18 protein-coding genes are annotated in these 18604 nt (G+C 67.1%); 8 read left to right on the plus strand and 10 right to left on the minus strand.

Annotation, left to right across the window (positions count from 1 at the left end):
* Positions 1–384 precede the first annotated feature (384 nt).
* The 6 genes from A9310_RS09160 to A9310_RS09185 form a co-directional block, all read right to left on the minus strand.
* Positions 385–918 (minus strand): acetyltransferase, encoded by a 534-nt coding sequence (locus tag A9310_RS09160; RefSeq protein WP_065630308.1) that lies wholly within the window; start codon positions 916–918, stop codon positions 385–387.
* 191 nt (positions 919–1109) lie between these two features.
* Positions 1110–2252: a hypothetical protein gene (locus A9310_RS09165; RefSeq protein ID WP_254661208.1), complete on the minus strand. Its 1143-nt coding sequence runs from the start codon at positions 2250–2252 to the stop codon at positions 1110–1112.
* Positions 2253–2279: 27 nt separating this feature from the next.
* Entirely contained in the window at positions 2280–2507 is a 228-nt protein-coding gene (locus A9310_RS26270) for a hypothetical protein (RefSeq protein ID WP_254661209.1), read from the minus strand.
* Positions 2508–2849: 342 nt separating this feature from the next.
* Entirely contained in the window at positions 2850–3773 is a 924-nt protein-coding gene (locus A9310_RS09175; protein ID WP_065630310.1) for an adenylate/guanylate cyclase domain-containing protein, read from the minus strand.
* Positions 3774–3802: 29 nt separating this feature from the next.
* Positions 3803–4456, minus strand: coding sequence for a TetR/AcrR family transcriptional regulator (locus A9310_RS09180; protein ID WP_065630311.1), 654 nt, complete (start codon positions 4454–4456; stop codon positions 3803–3805).
* A 90-nt stretch (positions 4457–4546) separates the two neighbouring features.
* Positions 4547–5719, minus strand: a complete 1173-nt coding sequence (locus tag A9310_RS09185; protein ID WP_065630438.1) for a TetR/AcrR family transcriptional regulator — start codon at positions 5717–5719, stop codon at positions 4547–4549.
* A 129-nt stretch (positions 5720–5848) separates the two neighbouring features.
* On the opposite strand from A9310_RS09185, the gene A9310_RS09190 reads away from it, so the two are divergent.
* Together A9310_RS09190 and A9310_RS09195 are read left to right on the plus strand one after the other, a co-directional pair.
* A complete protein-coding gene (locus tag A9310_RS09190) occupies positions 5849–7060 on the plus strand; it encodes an acetyl-CoA C-acetyltransferase (protein ID WP_058252264.1) in 1212 nt (403 codons plus the stop codon).
* Between the two features lie 47 nt (positions 7061–7107).
* The gene (locus A9310_RS09195; protein ID WP_065630312.1) at positions 7108–9309 is read left to right on the plus strand and encodes a 3-hydroxyacyl-CoA dehydrogenase NAD-binding domain-containing protein; all 2202 of its coding nucleotides are present in this window, start codon (positions 7108–7110) and stop codon (positions 9307–9309) included.
* Between the two features lie 148 nt (positions 9310–9457).
* Here the strand turns inward: A9310_RS09195 and A9310_RS09200 are convergent, their stop codons facing one another.
* Positions 9458–10135 (minus strand): slipin family protein, encoded by a 678-nt coding sequence (locus tag A9310_RS09200; protein ID WP_065630313.1) that lies wholly within the window; start codon positions 10133–10135, stop codon positions 9458–9460.
* Positions 10136–10897: 762 nt separating this feature from the next.
* Between A9310_RS09200 and A9310_RS09205 the strand changes: the two genes are divergently transcribed.
* Complete coding sequence (locus A9310_RS09205; protein ID WP_254661210.1) at positions 10898–11071, plus strand: hypothetical protein; 174 nt, start codon at positions 10898–10900, stop codon at positions 11069–11071.
* A gap of 26 nt (positions 11072–11097) precedes the next feature.
* Here A9310_RS09205 and A9310_RS09210 read toward each other — a convergent pair whose 3' ends face one another.
* Together A9310_RS09210 and A9310_RS09215 are read right to left on the minus strand one after the other, a co-directional pair.
* A complete protein-coding gene (locus tag A9310_RS09210) occupies positions 11098–11955 on the minus strand; it encodes an alpha/beta fold hydrolase (protein WP_065630315.1) in 858 nt (285 codons plus the stop codon).
* Positions 11956–11977: 22 nt separating this feature from the next.
* Positions 11978–12271: a helix-turn-helix transcriptional regulator gene (locus A9310_RS09215; RefSeq protein WP_065630439.1), complete on the minus strand. Its 294-nt coding sequence runs from the start codon at positions 12269–12271 to the stop codon at positions 11978–11980.
* A 146-nt stretch (positions 12272–12417) separates the two neighbouring features.
* Between A9310_RS09215 and A9310_RS09220 the strand changes: the two genes are divergently transcribed.
* The 5 genes from A9310_RS09220 to A9310_RS09240 are packed head-to-tail and all read left to right on the plus strand — an operon-like array spanning position 12418 to position 17366.
* On the plus strand, positions 12418–14049 hold the full coding sequence (locus A9310_RS09220; RefSeq protein ID WP_065630316.1) for an ABC transporter substrate-binding protein: 1632 nt from the start codon (positions 12418–12420) through the stop codon (positions 14047–14049).
* A complete protein-coding gene (locus A9310_RS09225) occupies positions 14031–15125 on the plus strand; it encodes an ABC transporter permease (protein ID WP_065630441.1) in 1095 nt (364 codons plus the stop codon). Before A9310_RS09220 ends, A9310_RS09225 begins: the two co-directional genes overlap by 19 nt.
* Positions 15122–15991: an ABC transporter permease gene (locus A9310_RS09230; RefSeq protein WP_065630317.1), complete on the plus strand. Its 870-nt coding sequence runs from the start codon at positions 15122–15124 to the stop codon at positions 15989–15991. The genes A9310_RS09225 and A9310_RS09230 overlap by 4 nt, the downstream gene beginning before the upstream one ends.
* Positions 15988–16752 carry an ATP-binding cassette domain-containing protein gene (locus A9310_RS09235; protein WP_065630440.1) on the plus strand — a complete coding sequence of 255 codons (765 nt, stop codon included), beginning with the start codon at positions 15988–15990 and terminating at the stop codon, positions 16750–16752. Before A9310_RS09230 ends, A9310_RS09235 begins: the two co-directional genes overlap by 4 nt.
* On the plus strand, positions 16749–17366 hold the full coding sequence (locus A9310_RS09240) for an ABC transporter ATP-binding protein (RefSeq protein ID WP_065630318.1): 618 nt from the start codon (positions 16749–16751) through the stop codon (positions 17364–17366). The genes A9310_RS09235 and A9310_RS09240 overlap by 4 nt, the downstream gene beginning before the upstream one ends.
* Here A9310_RS09240 and A9310_RS09245 read toward each other — a convergent pair whose 3' ends face one another.
* Entirely contained in the window at positions 17367–18323 is a 957-nt protein-coding gene (locus tag A9310_RS09245) for a R2-like ligand-binding oxidase (protein ID WP_065630319.1), read from the minus strand.
* Positions 18324–18604 lie beyond the last annotated feature (281 nt).

An 18604-nucleotide genomic window follows, 5' to 3' on the forward strand; every position in this document is an offset into this window, starting at 1 on the left:
GAAGTCCAGGGGTCGAGTTGAGGTCTGGGGGTGGGGTGGGGTTTGGGAACGCGACGCTACGACAATCCGCCGCCGACAACGAGTCCGAGCGCGAAAGTGGTGGCGGACGGTATACAGGCGAGCTCGAACTTGAGCGTGTCGATGATCGAATCCGAAAGGTACGTCCGATATCGACGGCCAGGCGGGGAGTGCGCCGCGCTCCACGAGGTGGAGGTCGACGATGCGCGGTGGCGAGGCCGGTATCTGCGCCGGTGGCTCCGGGACGAGACCTGCAGCCGACGCCAGTTCGTCATCTCGACATCAGGTAGCCGACGAGCAATCCGACCAGGAACAGCGCGATCGGGTATGTGATGAACATCGAGAATCGACCACTGAAGTAGGGTTTCATATCCCGCCACTTGTTCGGTTCGTGGTTTTCTGCAGCCAACGTGTTTCCATTTCTGTGATCTCCGATTGGGTGCTATCACAGGCCGACTCGGAGGTGGTTGCGGTTAAAATCGCCAGCATCGAAGTGCCCTGCGCGGTGGAATAGGCGAGCTGAGCCCGACGAACTCGGAGATCGAACCCTCCCGTCCGGTATGTGCCCTCGTCGACACACAGGTATCCATCGAGATCGACAGTGTGATCGAGGACGACTGACTGCTCCAACGCGGAGATGTCGAGGGTGGTGTCGATTTCGGAGAGTCTAACGACTTCGCACTGGCCGAGATCGAAGTACTGGATGACCACGTTCGACGCGAAGGCAGGTATCGGACTCTCCGAGCGTAGGAGGACACGGCTCGCCATCGAATCGTGTGCCTCTTCGTTGTCCAGGTCGTACCAGGCTGCGGGCGGAAGAAATTCCAGCGCCGGCGTGGACGCTCGGAGGGTCGCCGTACTGCCGAGATTCACGATCGCGTATTCGATGGCAGAGATCATCGACGGCCTCAGGAGAATATGTTGATACTCGTGAACACACCCACGCCGAATGCAGAGGCAGATGGCAACACCACCAAAAAGTTCCTGGTGTAGGTCTCCAGGCCGCCGAGCCAGTAGCCGAACCCGCGTGGGAATGACTCTGCTCGGTGCCGAGGTGCGTGTCGGCGGCTAGGGGAGTTTTGAGCCTGCATTTAGTCGAACCTACCTTTCACCCATTTGCCGAAACTTGCGCCATAGTGACTTCCGAGTGCAGCGCCGATACCCGCTCCGACGGCAGTTCCTACGGGGCCCGCGAATGATCCGATGGCCGCACCCGCCAAGGCGCCGCCAACATACCCGCCACCTACTGCGCCGACGACGGCCGCTGTGGCGTCGCCGCCGTCCTGTTCGTCACGGGCGTACTTGAGTCCTTCGTCCACGACGGTGTACCCGATCCCGGCCCAGAATGCGCCCCGAGCCAGGTTTCTACCGACTGAGTTCAACCGCGCGACATCGTCCGCACTCATCCCGGCTTGCCCAACGGACCGCCGTTGTCTCGCGTACGCATTCTCGATGTCTGACCCGCGACGTTCCAAAGCACCGAGGGCGCCAGTTACAGCGGCGCTCCTGGGGTCCATGCCCGCAAGTCCCAAGGCGTTGAGGACGTACTGGAGGCGTGATGGCTCCAGGTCCGAGGGCTGCCCGGCTTTCAACTTCTCCAGCTGCTGCGGGGTCAGGTTCATCGCGCGAAGGAATCGCCCACGCTGTTCAGGAGTCGCCGTGCCGGCGCGCACGGCGGCGGCGTCACTCGCTGCGAGACTCGAGTCGACGAGCCCGCGGTTGACGGCGTTGGCGGCGGGTGTCATTCCGCCGAGTTCGCCGAGTGCTGAGTTGATCCCGTCGCGGGTGGCGGTGACGGCGTTGTCGGCCGCGGCTCCGAGGCTGATGAGCGCGGAATGGTGCTCGAATGCTTTCCCCGCGTCGTACTCTGCATCTTTTGGTGCGCGAGACTCGTCGAAGTTGATTGTGTACTCGCGGCTTCCACGGTCGAGGATGTAACCGTCGGAGTCGGCAAGGGTGGTTCGGGTCTCGAGAGCCTTCATCGCGTCGCGGATGCTGCTCTGTCCGTTCGCGAGTACGGAAGTCAAATCACCGAACTCATCGGCCACACCGCGAATCCACCGGGTGAGGCCCTCGGCGCGATCATCGGCAGGACCCCGAGCCATCCCGGTCCACTGAGCACGCGTCAGGTTGAGAACGGGTTCTCCGGCCTTTGGTGCCTCGACTTCCAGGTGTGCCTGCAGTCGAGTGATCCCATTCGCGATCGACGTCATGACCTCGGGGTTCCAGGACATGACGTCGTTGTAGCTGGGTGGCACGGTCTACTGGACCGAAAGCAGGACGTTCAGCGGGACCACGTGATCTGTCTGCTGACCCCCGCGGGCGGGGTACGCCACGGCGTCCTTGATGGTGCTTGCACTCGCCTGATCGGTCTCGACGGTGGTGTCTTTGGCGCCGAGCACCAGTTCGGAGAACGAGGACACCGTGCCGGACACATTGGCCAGCGCGGATGCGATCCGTTCGTCGGCACCCGCCGCCACCGCGGACATGTCGCTCGAAGCTCCGCGGAACTGGCCAACGAGCTGGCTGAACGTCGCTGTCGTACCGTCCAGTCCGGCATGGGAGGTGAGCTCCAACGCCATCAGACGGGATGCGCATCTCGAGATCTCCGTCGCTGACGCCCCGACAGCCGCTGGATCGACGATCATGCCCGACAAAATTCCCCCTTTGACTTCGCGAACCACCATAAATGTTCGACGATGACGATAGCCGGGCAGGGCGCAAACAGCGCGCCACCGTCCACAGCCATGAGTCGCTGTGACCGGCGAACCTCAACTCGACCGATGGACTTCGATCGAAGTCCAGGGGTCGAAATGAGGTTCGCCAGTGGGTCAGTCGTTCAGCGGCCCGTCGCGGTGTGCTTCGAGGACACGGGCCTTGAGGTGCTTGTACCCCCGAACGCGCAGTGTCGGTATCGATTTGAGGTAGAAGCGGTCATCACCGCCGAGCTGATCGGCGATCGCGTCGTCGATGAGTGTGGTTCCGGGACGGGCGGATCCGGCGAGGCGGGAAGCGATGTTCACCGGCTCGCCGAAGACGTCTCCGAGCCGGGCGAGGACGGAGCCGCGCGCCATGCCGACCCGCAACGGCGGAAGACTGTCGTCCGTGGAGAGCTGATGGATCTCGAGCGCGGCACTCGCGGCGGCGGGGGCGTCGTCGAAGGTGAACATCACCGCGTCGCCGAGGGTTTTGATGACGCGCCCACCATGATCCACGACCACGTCGAAGGTGTCGTCCTCGAACGAGCCGAGCAGGGACTCCAGGTCGTTCAGATCGATGCGTCGGGAAAGGCTTGTATAGCCGACGATGTCGGCGAATCCGACGATCAGGTCGATCTCCTCGTCGTCGGAGTGATCGGTGTGACGCTCGATCGCCTGCGCCATGTGCCGACGCCAGATGAGTTGCTGGATCTGGCCGAGCGCGAGACTCATCTGGTCGAAGTCCCACGGCACCGCGGGGTCGTCGACGATGTCACGCAGCAGGTCGGCCTCCCACTCCGCGAGCCGGGACATCGTCTGTCCGATGGCCCGGGCCATCGCGATCTGGCTGGTCTCCGGCATCGCCGCCGAGGAGGATGCGAACATCCGGAGCGCGGCGAGGTCGCGATCGGAGAAAACCTTGTCCGAGGACGGTTGACGCACGAAACCGAATGCATTCCAAGCCTTCTCGGCGAAATCAGCGGACAGTCCGAGTTCGGCGACCAGTTCGTCGCGAGTGTAGCGGGGGCGGTCCCGCGCTTCCGAGGCGTCGTTCATCCGATCCGAGTCCCATCTTCGGCGTCGGCTCAGCATAGCGGGCGGGCCGGTGCGGCAGGGTCGGTCTGACGCGCGGAGAGCATCCGCATCGTCGCGTCCGATACCGTGCCGATCACGTCGTCGAGAGACAACGGGCCACCCGGGCGGTACCAGCGCCACACACTCCCCAGGACGCCCAGTACGAGACGCGCCTGGAGCATGGCGTCTCCGTCGACGAAATCGCGGGCGTCCATTCCACGCTTGATCAGGTCTGCCCAGTTGCTCTCGATCTCGGCGACCAGTTCGCGCGACCGGACACGTTCGGCCTCTTCTCCGTTCGACCGGCGAGGAGTACCCAGGATGACCATCTGGTTCTGCACTATTCGCCGCTGCAGGACGTCTACGGGTTCGCCGCGCAGCGATGTTGCGACCGCTGAGCGGAGGGCTTCAACCGGGTCAGGAATACCGGCGGTCCCTGCTCGGAATCGCTCAATCGAATCGCCGAGTTGGTTGCGCATGATGGTCAGAAGACAGTGTGCCTTCGACTCGAAATAGTGGTAGAGCGCTGTCTGTCCGATGCCGACCTCGTCGGCGATGGATGCCCACTTCGTGTGTTCGTAACCGACTGTGCCGAAGTGCTCTGTCGCGACGGTCAGGATCTGCGCGCGCTTGGATCTGGGACCGTCATCCACAGTTACCGACATCGTGACCCTCCCTTGTGCCGGACGTTACAACGTGGACAGCGTCGGGTTCATCTGAGCCGCGACCCGATTCAGCGCACTCCCTCGCGCGGATCAGAGCGCGAGCACGCCCTTCATGAGGTACGCCATCCGCGCGGCGAACTGCGGACTCTCCGAGCCGCGTCGCATGCGCACGGCGTCGTTGACGATCGAGAGCGCCGCGTGCACGGCGACCGCGCCTTGATCGCGCTTGATCTCCGGATCGACTTGCATGAGCAGATCCACCCAGCGCGCCACATAACGTCGCTGCACGTCGACGAGATCGGTGGCGCTCGCTTGTCCGGCGAGTGCGGGGGAGTTGTTGAAGCTCACCGACAGATCCGGGGTGCTGGTGATCACGTCGACATACGAATCGACGAGCGAGGCAAGCAATTTCGCGGGGTCCGAGGTGGCGCCGTAGGCCGCCATCACCCCCGCCTCCAGGCGCGCGCCGCTGCGCTGTCCGATGGCGACGAGGATGGCCAGCTTCGACGGGAAATGTTTGTAGACACTGGGACCCGCGATGCCGACGGCGCCGCCGATCTCGTCGACGCCGACGTCGGTGTAGCCGCGGTCGGCGAACAACTCGGCGGCGGCGTCGAGGATCTCGTCACGCCGCGAACCGGGCACGGAGGTGACCGTCGGCGACGTCGCGAACGGCGGTGCCGCGGTGGGGCTCAGGGCGAGAATCCGACGGATGAGCTTCTCGATCTCGTCTCGCGCGCGCGCCCCGGACATGCGGGTGTGATGCACCGTGAGGCTGCCGCTGACGCTCAGCACCGCCCACGCCAGCTGCACGGCCTCGCGCTCGGTGAGATCAGTACGTCGCGCGGCGAGCGCCGACGCCCAGTGGCCGATCACCTCGCGGGTGCGGACTGCCACCAGTTTGTTCTGTTCGGTGGTGAGGTAGTTGCTGGTCCACCGCCACAGCGATGCCGCTTGGGGACGCTGGACGGCCAGGTCGCAGACCGTCGAGATCAGCGAGTTCGCGTCGACGCCGTCGACGAGCGCCCGGTCGGTGCAGGACTCGAGATCGTCGACGCCGGCCAGGACCGCCGCGGCCAGCAGCGACTGCTTGTCGTCGAAATGCCGGTACACCGACGGCGCGGTAACCCCCGCCGAGCGCGCGATGTCGGCCAGCGAGACCTGCGCATACCCACGCTGGAGGAAGAGCGCGGCCGCGGAGTCGACGAGCTGTCGTTTGCGGTCGGCGCCCCTGGTGCGGGTGGCGGGTTTGGGGTCAGGCATGGTGAACAGACCATAGCGCACATTCGACAGAACGCCAGACCTCTTGACCACCGGGTATAGCCAAACTAGTTATTCCGCGTTAGCCTCGGTGGGTAACCAACCAGTGGTTCGTGTGAAAGGAACACTTTCGTGCCTGATCAAGCATTCATCTACGAGGCGATCCGTACGCCTCGTGGCAAGCAGCGCGGCGGTTCGCTGCACAGCGTGAAGCCGGTCGACCTGGTCTCCGGTCTCATCAACGAGGTCCTGTCGCGTCACGGCGGCCTCGATCCGGCCGACGTCAACGACGTCATCCTCGGTGTCGTCTCCCCGGTCGGCGAGCAGGGCGCGGTCATCTCGCGCACCGCCGCCCTCAACAGCGGTCTCCCCGAGACCGTCCCGGGAACCCAGATCAACCGCTTCTGCGCCTCGGGTCTGGAGGCCGTCAACCTGGCCTCGGCCAAGGTCGCCTCCGGCTTCGACGACCTGGTTCTCGCCGGTGGCGTCGAGTCGATGTCGCGCGTCCCGATGGGCAGCGACGGCGGTGCGCTGTTCACCGACCCGGCCACTGCATACGACCACTACATCGTCCCGCAGGGCATCGGTGCCGACCTGATCGCCACCATCGAGGGCTTCTCGCGCGAGGATGTCGACGCCTACGCGGCCGAGTCGCAGGCTCGTGCCGAAAAGGCATGGAACAGCGGCTACTTCACCAAGTCCGTGGTTCCGGTCAAGGACATCAACGGCGTCACCGTCCTCGATCACGACGAGCACCGTCGACCCGGCAGCACCGTCGAGAGCCTCGGCAAGCTGAAGGCCGCCTTCGCCGCCCTGGCCGACATGGCCGGCTTCGACGACGTGGCACTGCAGAAGTACCCGAGCGTCGAGAAGATCAACCACGTCCACACCGGCGGCAACAGCTCCGGCATCGTCGACGGTTCGGGCCTCGTGCTCGTCGGCAGCGAGGAGGCGGGCAAGCGCAACGGCCTGACCCCGCGCGCCCGCGTCGTGTCCTTCGCCGAGATCGGCAGCGAGCCCACCATCATGCTCACCGGCCCGACTCCGGCCACCGAGCTGGCGCTGAAGAAGGCCGGCCTGACGGTCGACGACATCGACGTGTTCGAGCTGAACGAGGCCTTCGCCTCGGTCGTCATGAAGTGGATGAAGGATCTGAAGATCCCGCACGAGAAGGTCAACGTGAACGGTGGCGCGATCGCCATGGGTCACCCGCTCGGTGCAACCGGCGCGATGATCTACGGCACCTGCCTCGACGAGCTCGAGCGCACCGGCGGCCGCTACGGCCTGATCACCCTCTGCATCGGTGGCGGCATGGGCGTCGCGACCGTCATCGAGCGTCTCTGACTCTCCCGGCGACCACCACTTCACGAGAAAGAACTCTGCGAATCACCATGAGTGACAACATGATCAACTGGGAGAAGGACGCCGACGGCGTCGTCATCCTGACCATGGACGACCCGAACCAGGGCGCCAACACGATGAACGCGCTCTACCAGGAGTCGATGGCCGCGACCGTCGATCGCCTGGAGGCCGAGAAGGACGACATCACCGGTGTCGTCCTCACCTCCGCGAAGAAGACCTTCTTCGCCGGCGGCGACCTCAAGGACATGACGAGCGATCGCAGCGGTGTCTCCAAGGAGGAGATCGCCACGCAGATCACCGAGACCACCAACGCCATGAAGAAGGTGCTGCGTCGTCTCGAGACCCTGGGCAAGCCGGTCGTCGCGGCCATCAACGGTGCCGCACTCGGCGGCGGCCTGGAGATCGCGCTGCACACCCACTACCGCATCGCCGCGGACGTCAAGGGTGTTCAGATCGGCCTGCCCGAGGCGACCCTCGGCCTGCTGCCCGGCGGCGGTGGCGTCGTGCGTACCGTCCGTCTGCTCGGTATCCAGAACGCCCTCATGGGTGTCCTGCTCCAGGGCCAGCGCTTCAACCCGACCAAGGCCAAGGAGACCGGCCTGGTCAACGAGGTAGTCGGCTCCATCGAGGAACTGATCCCCGCCGCGAAGGCATGGATCAAGGAGAACCCCGAGGCTCAGCAGCCGTTCGACGTCAAGGGTTACAAGATCCCGGGCGGTGCCCCCACCAACCCGGCGTTCGCCGCCAACCTCCCGGCTCTGCCGGCCTTGCTGCGCAAGCAGATCAAGGGCGCCAACATGCCGGCTCCGCGCGCTATCCTGGCCGCCGCGGTCGAGGGCGCATACGTCGACGTCGACACCGCCGACATCATCGAGACCCGCTACTTCGTCTCGCTGGTCACCGGCCAGGTCGCGCAGAACATGATCAAGGCGTTCTTCTTCGACCTGCAGCACATCAACGGCGGCGGCTCGCGCCCCGAGGGCTACGACAAGTTCACCGCCAAGAAGGTCGGCGTCATCGGTGCCGGAATGATGGGCGCGGCAATCGCTTACGTGTCGGCGAAGGCCGGCATCGAGGTCGTCCTCAAGGACATCGACCTCGACGCCGCCAAGCGTGGCAAGGGCTACTCGGAGAAGCTCGAGGAGAAGGCTCTCGCCAAGGGCAAGACCACCCAGGAGAAGAGCGACGCGCTGCTCGCCCGTATCCACCCGACCGTCGACGCCGCCGACTTCAAGGGCGTCGACCTCGTCATCGAGGCCGCCTTCGAGTCGGTCGAGGTCAAGCACAAGGTGTTCCAGGAGATCGAGGACATCGTCGAGCCCGACGCCGTCCTGGGTTCCAACACCTCGACGCTGCCGATCACCATCCTCGCCGAGGGTGTGAAGCGGTCCGAGGACTTCATCGGAATCCACTTCTTCTCGCCGGTCGACAAGATGCCGCTGGTCGAGATCATCAAGGGTGAGAAGACCTCGGATGCCGTGCTGGCCAAGGTCATCGACTACACGCTGGCGATCCGCAAGACCCCGATCGTCGTCAACGACAGCCGTGGCTTCTTCACCAGCCGCGTCATCGGCACCTTCGTCAACGAGGCCATCGCGGCCGTCGGCGAGGGCGTCGAGCCGGCGTTCATCGAGCATGCGGGCACCCAGGCCGGTTACCCGGCCGCGCCGCTGCAGCTCATGGACGAGCTGACCCTGACCCTGCCGCAGAAGATCCGCAAGGAGACCGAGGCAGCGGCCAAGGCCGAGGGCAAGGAACTCCCGCAGCACGGCTCGAACGCGGTCGTCGACTGGATGGTCGAGAACGGTCGCACCGCCAAGAAGGACGGCAAGGGCTTCTACGACTACGACGAGAACGGCAAGCGCACCCAGCTCTGGCCGGGTCTGCGTGAGCACTTCAAGTCGGGCACCACGGAGATCCCGCTCGAGGACATGAAGGAGCGCATGCTCTTCGCCGAGTCCCTCGAGACCGTCAAGTGCTTCGACGAAGGTGTGCTCACCTCGGTCGAGGACGCCAACATCGGTTCGATCTTCGGCATCGGCTTCCCGGCCTGGACCGGTGGTGTCATCCAGTACATCAACGGTTACGAGGGTGGCCTGCCCGGCTTCGTCGCGCGTGCCAAGGAACTCGCGGGCAAGTACGGCAAGCACTTCGAGCCGCCGGCCTCGCTGGTCGAGAAGGCCGAGCAGGGTGTCACCAAGCTGACCAACGAAAACCTCGCTGCGAAGTAGGGCTTTCGCTGGGTGACCAGCAGACAACAAGGGCCCCGGTCGGATTCGTTCCGGCCGGGGCTTTGTTGTGCCAAAACCGTTCCCGCGTCGCCATTTCCATGCCGCTGATCTGATCTGATCAGCGGGACGGAAACGGGACCGCGGGAAGTCAGTCGTCGTCCGGCAGCGCCTCGGCACCGCCGACGCTGAGGACGACGCGGGCGCCATACGGCACCGACTCGACGAGGCGCAGCTGGGCCAGTGCCGGGTGGGCATCGAGCAACCGGCCCGCGTTGGCCAGCGCGCGCAGCGCGGCGGTCTCCGCGCGTGCCGCCTCGAGCTTGGCCTGACCGCGGGTCTTCGCCGTGATCACCTCGAGGGCCGCGGTGCGGACCTCGGCCGGGACGATGACGTCGCGAATGACGACCTCGAGAACCTCCAGACCGACGGTGCCGGCTACCTCGGCAGCCGCGGCGCGGATCGGCGTGACGTCGACGGTGTCGCCGCGACGGATGAGGTCGTCCGAACCGACGCCGGCGCAGACCTCGCGCAGCGCGACCTGCGCGGCCAGGTAGACCGCGCCGATCGGGTCGGCAGACCGCTCGACGAAGGCCACCGCGTCGATCACGCAGGCGCGCAACGTCATCGAGACACGCACCGACATGGAGTCGGCGGTGAGTACCTCCTGCGGCGCGACGGGGATCAGTCGCTCGCGCAGGTCGACGTCGAACGTGGCGTCAGGCTTGCGCACACGGTGGCGGCCGGCGGGCAGTGCCTGGACGGCGGTACCCCGGTAGGCCAGCACGGTGTGACCCGGCGAGACGGTGATTCGGTTGTGGAACAGCATGACGATCCTCCTTCCGTTGCGTCGCAATGCTTGTCGGGTCGGGCATGGGTTCGGATGGCGACACCGCTCGTGGGTGGGCGAGCCGGTGGGGTGCGCCGCGGAGTCGTGGACGACTCGGACGACGACCACAGGACCGGCCGGCCCGTGCTCCCGGGAGCGGTGCCGTGTCAGGACTCGAACCTGTTCGGGATGTATCCCTTGCCATCTGAAGGCGGACGAGGATTCCGACGCGCAGAAACACTTCGCGGTACCCCGCTCCGGTCTGCTGGTCTCGTGCCGAACGGGAACTATGCCAGCGTCGTGCACTGGGGCGCAACGGAATAACGGCGAGTGGCGGGGGTGACCCTTCGTGACGCGCCCTCCGCAGGCTCTAGGCGCTCCTCAGGGAGCGGGGGGGTGGGCGGATTCGATCGGTCGCTGCCACAGCGGGATCGGTTGGTCCTCAGTATCCGCGGCCTGGTGGCCGTCGTGGACTGCGGAAGAACTCGTTGTGGTCGGAGCGAACCCAACTATCGCTCCCTGAGGAGGCCGGAGCTGGCGGAGGCCGTCACGAAGGGTCCCGGTGAGATGCGGCGCCAAACCCTTCGAGGCTCGTCGCTGGCGCTCCTCGCACCTCAGGGCGCAGAGGGAGGACATCGCTTGCACCCCAACAGACCAGCGGTTGTGTCGTTCTTTCGGATCAGGGAGCAGGATAAGTCGGTCATTCTTTCGGGCCGGGGGCGGGGATGGAACCGTAGGGGGTCGTCGCACGTCCAAGTGCGCGTGATCCCGATACCCACTGATCGTTCCGGCCTGATTCTGCGCGAGCACGCGATGCGTGCCGGACTCTCCGACGCCGACCTCGACGAGGCGGTGACCCGCGACCACCTGGTGTGTCTGGGTCCCGGTGTGTTCGCGCTCGCGGTGGGGTACCTGTTGTGGTCGCGGGGGGCTTGACCGGGAGAACCTCTCCCACATCGATGTCACCGGGCGAGGAAGGCCCCCACCGTCGCCTCGAACGCAGCCTTGGCCTCGATCATCACCCAGTGCCCGCACCTCGGGAAGATGTGCAGCTCGGCGTCGGGGATCAGGCGCATCGGGACCATCGCCATGTCGGGTGGGCTGACACGGTCGTCGCGGCCCCAGGTCAGCAGCGTCGGGCAGGCGACCTTGTGCATCGACGCCCAGTACGGCGGGTTGTCGGACGCGGCCATGAACTGCTGCTGCATCTCGAATGCCGCCGAGCCGTACATCATCTGCGCCGTCTTCTGCGCGTCGGGATTGATGGCGGCCTCCCAGCGCTCGGCGATCAGTTCCTCGGTGACCAGGGCGCGGTCGAAGACCATCGAGTTGAGCCAGCGGACGAGCTTGTCCTTGTCCGGGGCGTCGGTGAACTCCTGCAGGAGTCGGAGTCCTTCACTGGGGCTGGGGCTGAACACATTCGGGCCGACGCCGCCGATGGTCACGAGCTTCTCGACGCGCTCGGGCTTCTTGATCGCCAGGTTGACGCCGACGACGCCGCCCATCGAGTTGCCGATCATCGCGGCCTTGTCGATGCCGAGCGCGTCCATGAAGCGGATGACCGAACCGCCGGCGGTCAGCACCGGGTGGCCTTCGACGGCGTCGCTGACGCCGAAGCCGGGGAACTCGAGAACGAAACAGTGGTGCGTCTGCGCGAAGTGTCCGAGGTTCCCGCGGTAGTTGCGCCAGCCGGTCACGCCGGGGCCGGACCCGTGCAAGAGGATCAACGGCGGCGCGTCGGCGTCACCGGCCTCGTGATAGCGCAGCGTGCCCTGGTCGGTCGTCAGTTCCCGTTTGGTCGCATCGAAGGTGACATCCACGTCGACCAGACTAGAACGTGTTCTAATCCGTTGTCACCGGGTGGGCGTGATCCGGCCGATCTGCTGAGGTCAGATGCCCGACCCCGATGATGTCGTGCAGGATGCGGTGCACGATCGCGTCGCCGACCACCTCGTAGTGGACCATCCGGCCGGCCTTCTCCGAACGGACCCACCCCTGGTCGCGCAGTTTGCGGATCGACTGCGACGCGGCGTTCTCGGTGATGCCGATGCGGGTGGCGAGCTCGGCCACGGTCGACCCCGGGTGGGCATGCATCTCCGCGACGAGCCGGAGCCGGTTCGGGTCGCTGAGCAGCATGAACCGTGCAGCCCACGAGTCCGCGTCAAACGAGTCTGGGTCGAAGTCGGTCACCGGCTCTCCTCGTCCTCTCGGGTTGCTGCAGGTATACCGCCCATCGTTCACCGCCGCCCCCGGTGGCGGCAAATGTGTGTCTGGGAGAACATATGTCCGTGCACACAGATGTAGGGGGAGCGTCGTCGGTCGTTCGCGGAGTCGCCACGGCCGGAGCTGCTGTGCTGCTCGCGACTGTCGTACTCGCCGGCTGCTCGGCGCCGGATCAGCCCAGGGTGGCCGATCAGATCGTGCTCGGGGAGGGCCACGCGCTCGGTGACTTCAACCCGATGCTGGGCTACGCGCAGCTCGGTGTCTCACCCGTCTACGACGGCTTGCTCGTCCCCGCCGCGGACGGCGACGACCGTGTTCCCGACCTCGTCCCGGCCCTGGCCGAGTCCCGGCCCGAGCGCGTCGCGCCGCGGACGTGGCGGGTGCCGCTCAAGAGCGGCATCTCGTTCTCCGACGGCACCGATTTCGACGCCGCCGACGTCGTCGCGACGTATCGGGCGGTCGTCGACCCGCGGGTGGCGTCGTCGATCTCCACCGACTTCGCGCCGATCGTCGCGGTCGAGGCCGACGGGCCGCGGGCGGTGACGGTCCGGATGAACACCGACGCCGATCCGTCGCCCTACCTCCTGGTGGGCGTCGTACCGTCGGAACGGGTGGAGGACGCGCCGGCCGCGGAGTGGGCGCTGAACACCGAACCGGTGGGCACTGGGGCCTACCGGCTGGAATCGCTCGAACCCGACCAGGCCGTTTTCGTTGCGCGTGAGGATCATTGGGGCAATCGGCCCGCGGTGCAGCGCCTCGTCTACACCCACGTGCCCGACGACAACACCCGCGCACAGCGGATCGCGGCCGGCGAGATCGACGGCGCGAATCTGCCGCCGAGACTCGCCGAAGGCCTCGAGGGTCGTGACGGCATCGACGTTCTCTCGGTGAAATCCGCCGACTGGCGCGGCATCTCGCTGCCGAGCACGAACCCCTTCACCGCCGATCCGGCGGCGCGCCTCGCCATGAACCTGGGGGTCGACCGGCAGGCCGTCGTCGACGATGTGCTCACCGGCGACGGCGAACCCGCGAGCACCCCGGTCGCTCCGGTGTACGGGGCGAGCGTCTACGACGAGGGCGCGCAGTTCGAGTTCGACGCCGACGGTGCGAGGGCGGCACTCGACGCGGCGGGGTGGCGGACGGGCGCCGACGGCGTACGTGTCCGCGGCGCCGATCGCGCATCGTTCCCGCTTCTCTACAACGCGCAGGACACCCTTCGCCGCGACCTCGCGGTGGCGTTCGCGGCGGCGATGAAACCGATCGGCGTCGAGGTGCTCACCCGCGGTACCAGCTGGGATGACATCGACTCCGAATTGGGCACGGCAGCAGTGGTTCTGGGTGGGGGAGCGACGCCATACAGCCTCGACTCGCAGATCTACGACACGCTGCACACCCGGTTTCCGGACTCGTCGCCGTACTCCAACCCCGGTGACCTCACCGCCCCCGGGCTGGACGCCCTGCTCGACGAGGCCCGCGCGAGCGCGCCCGGGCCGGACAACGACCTGCGCTACCAACGCATTCAGCAGGTCTATTCGGCCCAGCCGTCCTACGTCTTCCTGGCCTTTCTCCACCACACCTATGCCGTCCGCGGCGAGGGCTGGCGGCACGACGCACCGATCCTGGAGCCCCATTCGCACGGGGTGACCTGGGGTCCGTGGTGGAACATCCCGTCCTGGCAGCCGGTCTCGTGACCGCGCTCACCTCGTCGGTAGGGTCTGCACGCGACGTCGACGCGGACGATCGCTCCCGGCTCGAACGGCCTCGGCGTGAGCGATCGCGTGGACGCGACTCGCGGGCGCGTCGCGCCGGCCGGCTCGTGCTCCGGCGCGTCCTACTGATGATCCCCACGACGATCCTGGTGTCGCTGGGGATCTTCGCCGTCGCCGCGGCATCGCCCTTCGATCCGCTCACCGCTCATCTCGGTGACGACTACCAGTCGGCGACCCCCGCCCAGCGGGAGGCGATCGCGGCCGCCTACGACCTGGACCAGCACTGGCTGAGCGCCTGGTGGAACTGGTGGGTCGCGCTCTTCCATGGCGATCTGGGCTGGTCGTCGACCCAGGGCCAGGCGGTGGGAGATGTGATCGCGCAACGACTTCCGTTCACCCTCGGGATGTCGGCGGCCGCGCTGGTCTCCGCCGCGCTGATCGCCGTCGTCGGCGGTGCCGTCATCGGCATGCGGCGGGGAGGGCTGTTGGATCGGGCGTGTACGGCGCTGGCGGCCATGCTGGCCGCGACCCCACCGTTCGTGGTGTCGCTCGTGCTGGTCAGCACGTTCGCGGTCGCGCTCGGCTGGTTCCCGACCTCCGGCGCCCGACGCCCCGGCGACGACTACTCGCTCGACGGCTTGGTCACCCACGCCGTGTTGCCGTACCTGGCCCTGACGGTGTCGATGGTTCCGTGGTTGCTCCTGACCATGCGCGCGGCCGTCGTCGAGGCCACCGGTTCGGACGCGGTGCGGGCAGCCCGTGCCCGCGGCGTGAACGGGTGGACGCTGCTGCGAGGACACGTGGTTCCGGTGTCGGTGCTGCCGACACTCGCACTCCTTGGGACCCGGCTGCCCGAACTCATCGCCGGCGCGGCCATCGTCGAGACCGTGTTCGGATGGCCGGGTCTCGCCGAAGCCCTGGTCGATTCGGCCGTCGCCCTGGACTTCTCGTTGCTCGCTGCACTCGCCGTCGGTTCGGCCGTGCTCGTCCTCCTCGGGTCCGCGCTGTCCGACGCGGCGGCGGTGGCGATCGATCCGCGGATCGGACTGACCGCGTGACGACGATCGGTGGCGCGACGACGACGCAGCTGACCGACCGTCGGGCGACGGTCGGTCACCGCGTGGCCCTCGTCGCGCCGTGGGTGATGCTGGCAGTTCTGGTCGTGACGGCGGTCGGGTGGCCCGTGGTCGCAGGCGACCAGACCGCCGATTTCGCTCGATCACTGATGTCCCCGGGTTCCGGGGCGGTGCTGGGGACCGATCATTCCGGGTACGACCTCGGTGTCAGAACCGCCGAGGGACTGCGGATCTCACTGCTGATCGCCGCGGCGTGCGCGGTCCTGGCAACCGCCATCGGCGTCATTGTCGGGCTGACCGCGGTGACGGTCGGCGGGTGGTTCGACGCCGTGATCATGCGCGTCGTCGACGGCGTCAATGCCCTGCCCCACCTGGTCGTCGGGGTCGTCATCGCCGCGATGTGGCGAGGCGAGCCGGTCGCGATCATCGCGTCGATAGCCCTGACCCACTGGCCTGCCGTGGCGCGGGTGGTGCGCGCCGAACTGCTGGAGGCGATGTCGTCGGGGTGGGTGGAATCGGCCCGGCTGGCCGGCGCATCCCGCACGTTCATCGCCGTCCGTCACCTGGCGCCCGCGGTGAGCGGCCAGGTGCTGGTCGCGATGACCGTGCTGTTGCCCCATGCGGTCTGGCATGAGACGACGCTGTCGTTCCTGGGCGTCGGGCTGTCCCCGGATGCCGCAAGTCTCGGCACGCTGCTCGGTCAGGCGCGCGGTGACATCCTCACCGGTGCGTGGTGGACGCTGGTGGTGCCGGGCGTCGCCCTGATGGTCACTGCTCTTGCGTGTGCGGCTGCGGCGTCGTCGCTGCGCCGAGCCACGTTGTCGCCGGCCGGTGAGGTGTGGCGATGAGTGCTGGACTCGACGGGGTGACGGTGGACATCGTGACCCGAAGTGGATGGAACCGGTCGGCGGTCCGGGTCCTCGACGACGTCGCGTTGCCGTTGCCCGCCGGGACGCTGACCGCTCTCGTGGGCGAATCCGGCTGCGGTAAGTCGATGGTCGCGGCGGTGCTGTCCGGCCTGCTCCCACCGGGCGCTGCGGTGACCGGACGGTTGCAGGTGGGCGGCCAGGAGTTCACCGACCACCAAATGCTCGGTGACGACCGTCGGTGGCGCGAGGTCCGCGGGCGTCGCGTCGGCTTCGTGCCCCAATCGGTGGCCACCTCCTTCACCCCGGTGCGCAGCGTCGGAGCCCAGCTCGACGAGGTGATCGGCATCCTGGGCGGCACGCAGGACGCCGTCGAGCTGTGCCGGCGCGTACAGCTCGACCCCGACGCGCTCGGGTTGTATCCCCACGAGCTGTCCGGTGGCATGGCACAGCGCGCCACGATCGCCGCGGCCCTGGCCGGCGACCCGGACACGATCGTCGCCGACGAGCCCACCTCCGCACTCGACGCCGAACTCGCCGCCGACATCTGGGAACTCCTCGCCGACACCGCACGGCGCGGCGCCGCGGTCCTTGTGATCACGCATGACGTCGAGACGATGCGCCGCGGGTGCGATTCGGTGGCCGTCATGCGGGCGGGGCGGGTCGTCGACCACAGCCGTCTCGATCAGATCGCCGACTCCGACGACGCCTATGTCGCCGGGTTCTTCGAGAGGGTGCCGTGACCACGGGAGACCTCCTCGTCGGGACGGGACTCACGGCGCGCTTCGGGGACGCGGTGGTGTTCGACGCGCTCGACGTCGGCGTGGCGGCCGGGTCGGTGACCGGCGTGGTCGGGCGATCGGGGAGTGGCAAGACGACGCTGCTGCGCATCCTCGCCGGGCTGAGCGCACCGGCCGAGGGATCGGTCGAGTGGTGCGGCGACCGGCGGCGGCCCGGGGATGTCGGCCTGCTCGCCCAGCATCCGCGGTTGGTGACCAACCCGCGGTGGACGCTGCGCCGGATCGTCGCCGAACCCGCGACGATCGCGCGACGCGACTGTGACGTCGACCGTGCCGCGAGGCGCGTCGGACTCGACCCCGCGCTGCTCGACCGCTACCCCGCACAGGTCAGTGACGGACAACTGCAGCGCGCGTGCCTCGCGCGGGTCGTGGTGCAGGAGCCGCGGGTCGTGCTGTGCGACGAACCGACCGCGATGCTCGATCCGGTCGCGTCCCGCGCCGTGGCCTCGCTGCTCGACGACCTCGTCGCCGCCGGGGCCGGTCTGCTGCTGGTGAGCCACGACCGGCGGCTGGTGGAGTCGCGCAGCCGGGATGTCGTCGACCTCGATCGGCGCTGATCACATCTGCAGGCGGATGGCGTCGTCCTCGCCGAACTGGTCCTCGAGGACCTCGGGGGAGTAGTCGAGGTCGATCTCGGCGACCGGGCGCCCCCGGGCGGACTCGATGGCGGAGAGCCGGCGCTGGGCGCGGTCGGCGGCATAGGCGAGGAACTCGTCGTTGTCGAGGCCGAAGGGTTGGACCTCGAACTGCTGGTTGACCCACTCGATCATGCCCAGGGCGAGCGGCAGCAGCTCGTTCATGCGTTCGCCGACGGCGTCCCAGAGCGAGTCATCGGCCGCCACGTGCCGGCGGCACGTGAAGGTTCCCCACGCCATGTGCCGGCGCTCGTCGTCGCCGATGAACCGGATCAGCTTCTGCATCCCGGGGAAGATCCCGTGCTGGGTACAGACCTTCTGCCACGCGTGGTAGCCGGTGAGTGCCAGGCTGCCCTCGATCACGTGGTTGTAGGTGACGCTGGCGCGGATCTGGTTCCGTGGCGACGGGTCGTGGTCGAGGATGTGCAGGGACGCCGGCAGCTCCTCGTAGAACAGCTGGTGGTAGTAGGGATTCGCGCTGACGAAGTTCTGGAGGTCGCCGGTGAGGCCGACGGCGTCCATCCATCGCCGGAACACCTGGGTGTGCTTGGCCTCCTCGAAGCAGAACTGCGACAGGTACATCTCGTCGCCGAAGCGGCCCTCGGTCGCCATCGCCTTCATGAACGGTTGGATGTCCTGGGTGACCGCCTCCTCGCCGGCGATGAACTGACTCACCAGATAGGTGGCGCTCCGGCGCTGCTCGTCAGTGAGCTCGGCCCAGTCCTGAGCGTCCTGCGCGAAGTCGATGGCGACCGGGTCCCAGAACCGGGCATTGCCTTTCACGAAGAGCCGCAACGGAAACGAGTCCCAGTTGAGACCGCCTTGTCGCAATGACGAGAAGTCCTGCCGGCCCTCCGCTTTGTGTTCGATGAGAGTCATGAGATCACCAGCCAGACACTTCGGAAGTGGAATACCCCGACGCTAACCCCTTCCTCGATCCGGAGATACGGGATCGGCCAACTCTGTTGTCGCCGAGATACTTTGCGGTGTGATGCCGACCGTCCGGCGCCGTCGTCGCTTCGGACCCGTCGTCGACGGTGCGCCTCGTTCGTCGACTGTGCGCCTTCGCCGTCGACTGTGCAGCGGTTCCCGGCCGCCGGGACAGCGGTCGCCCCGCCACGAAATCTCGGCTGGAACGTCACCCCCAATCCTGTGCCATG

Source organism: Gordonia sp. UCD-TK1 (genome assembly GCF_001691435.1).
GTDB lineage: Bacteria > Actinomycetota > Actinomycetes > Mycobacteriales > Mycobacteriaceae > Gordonia > Gordonia hongkongensis.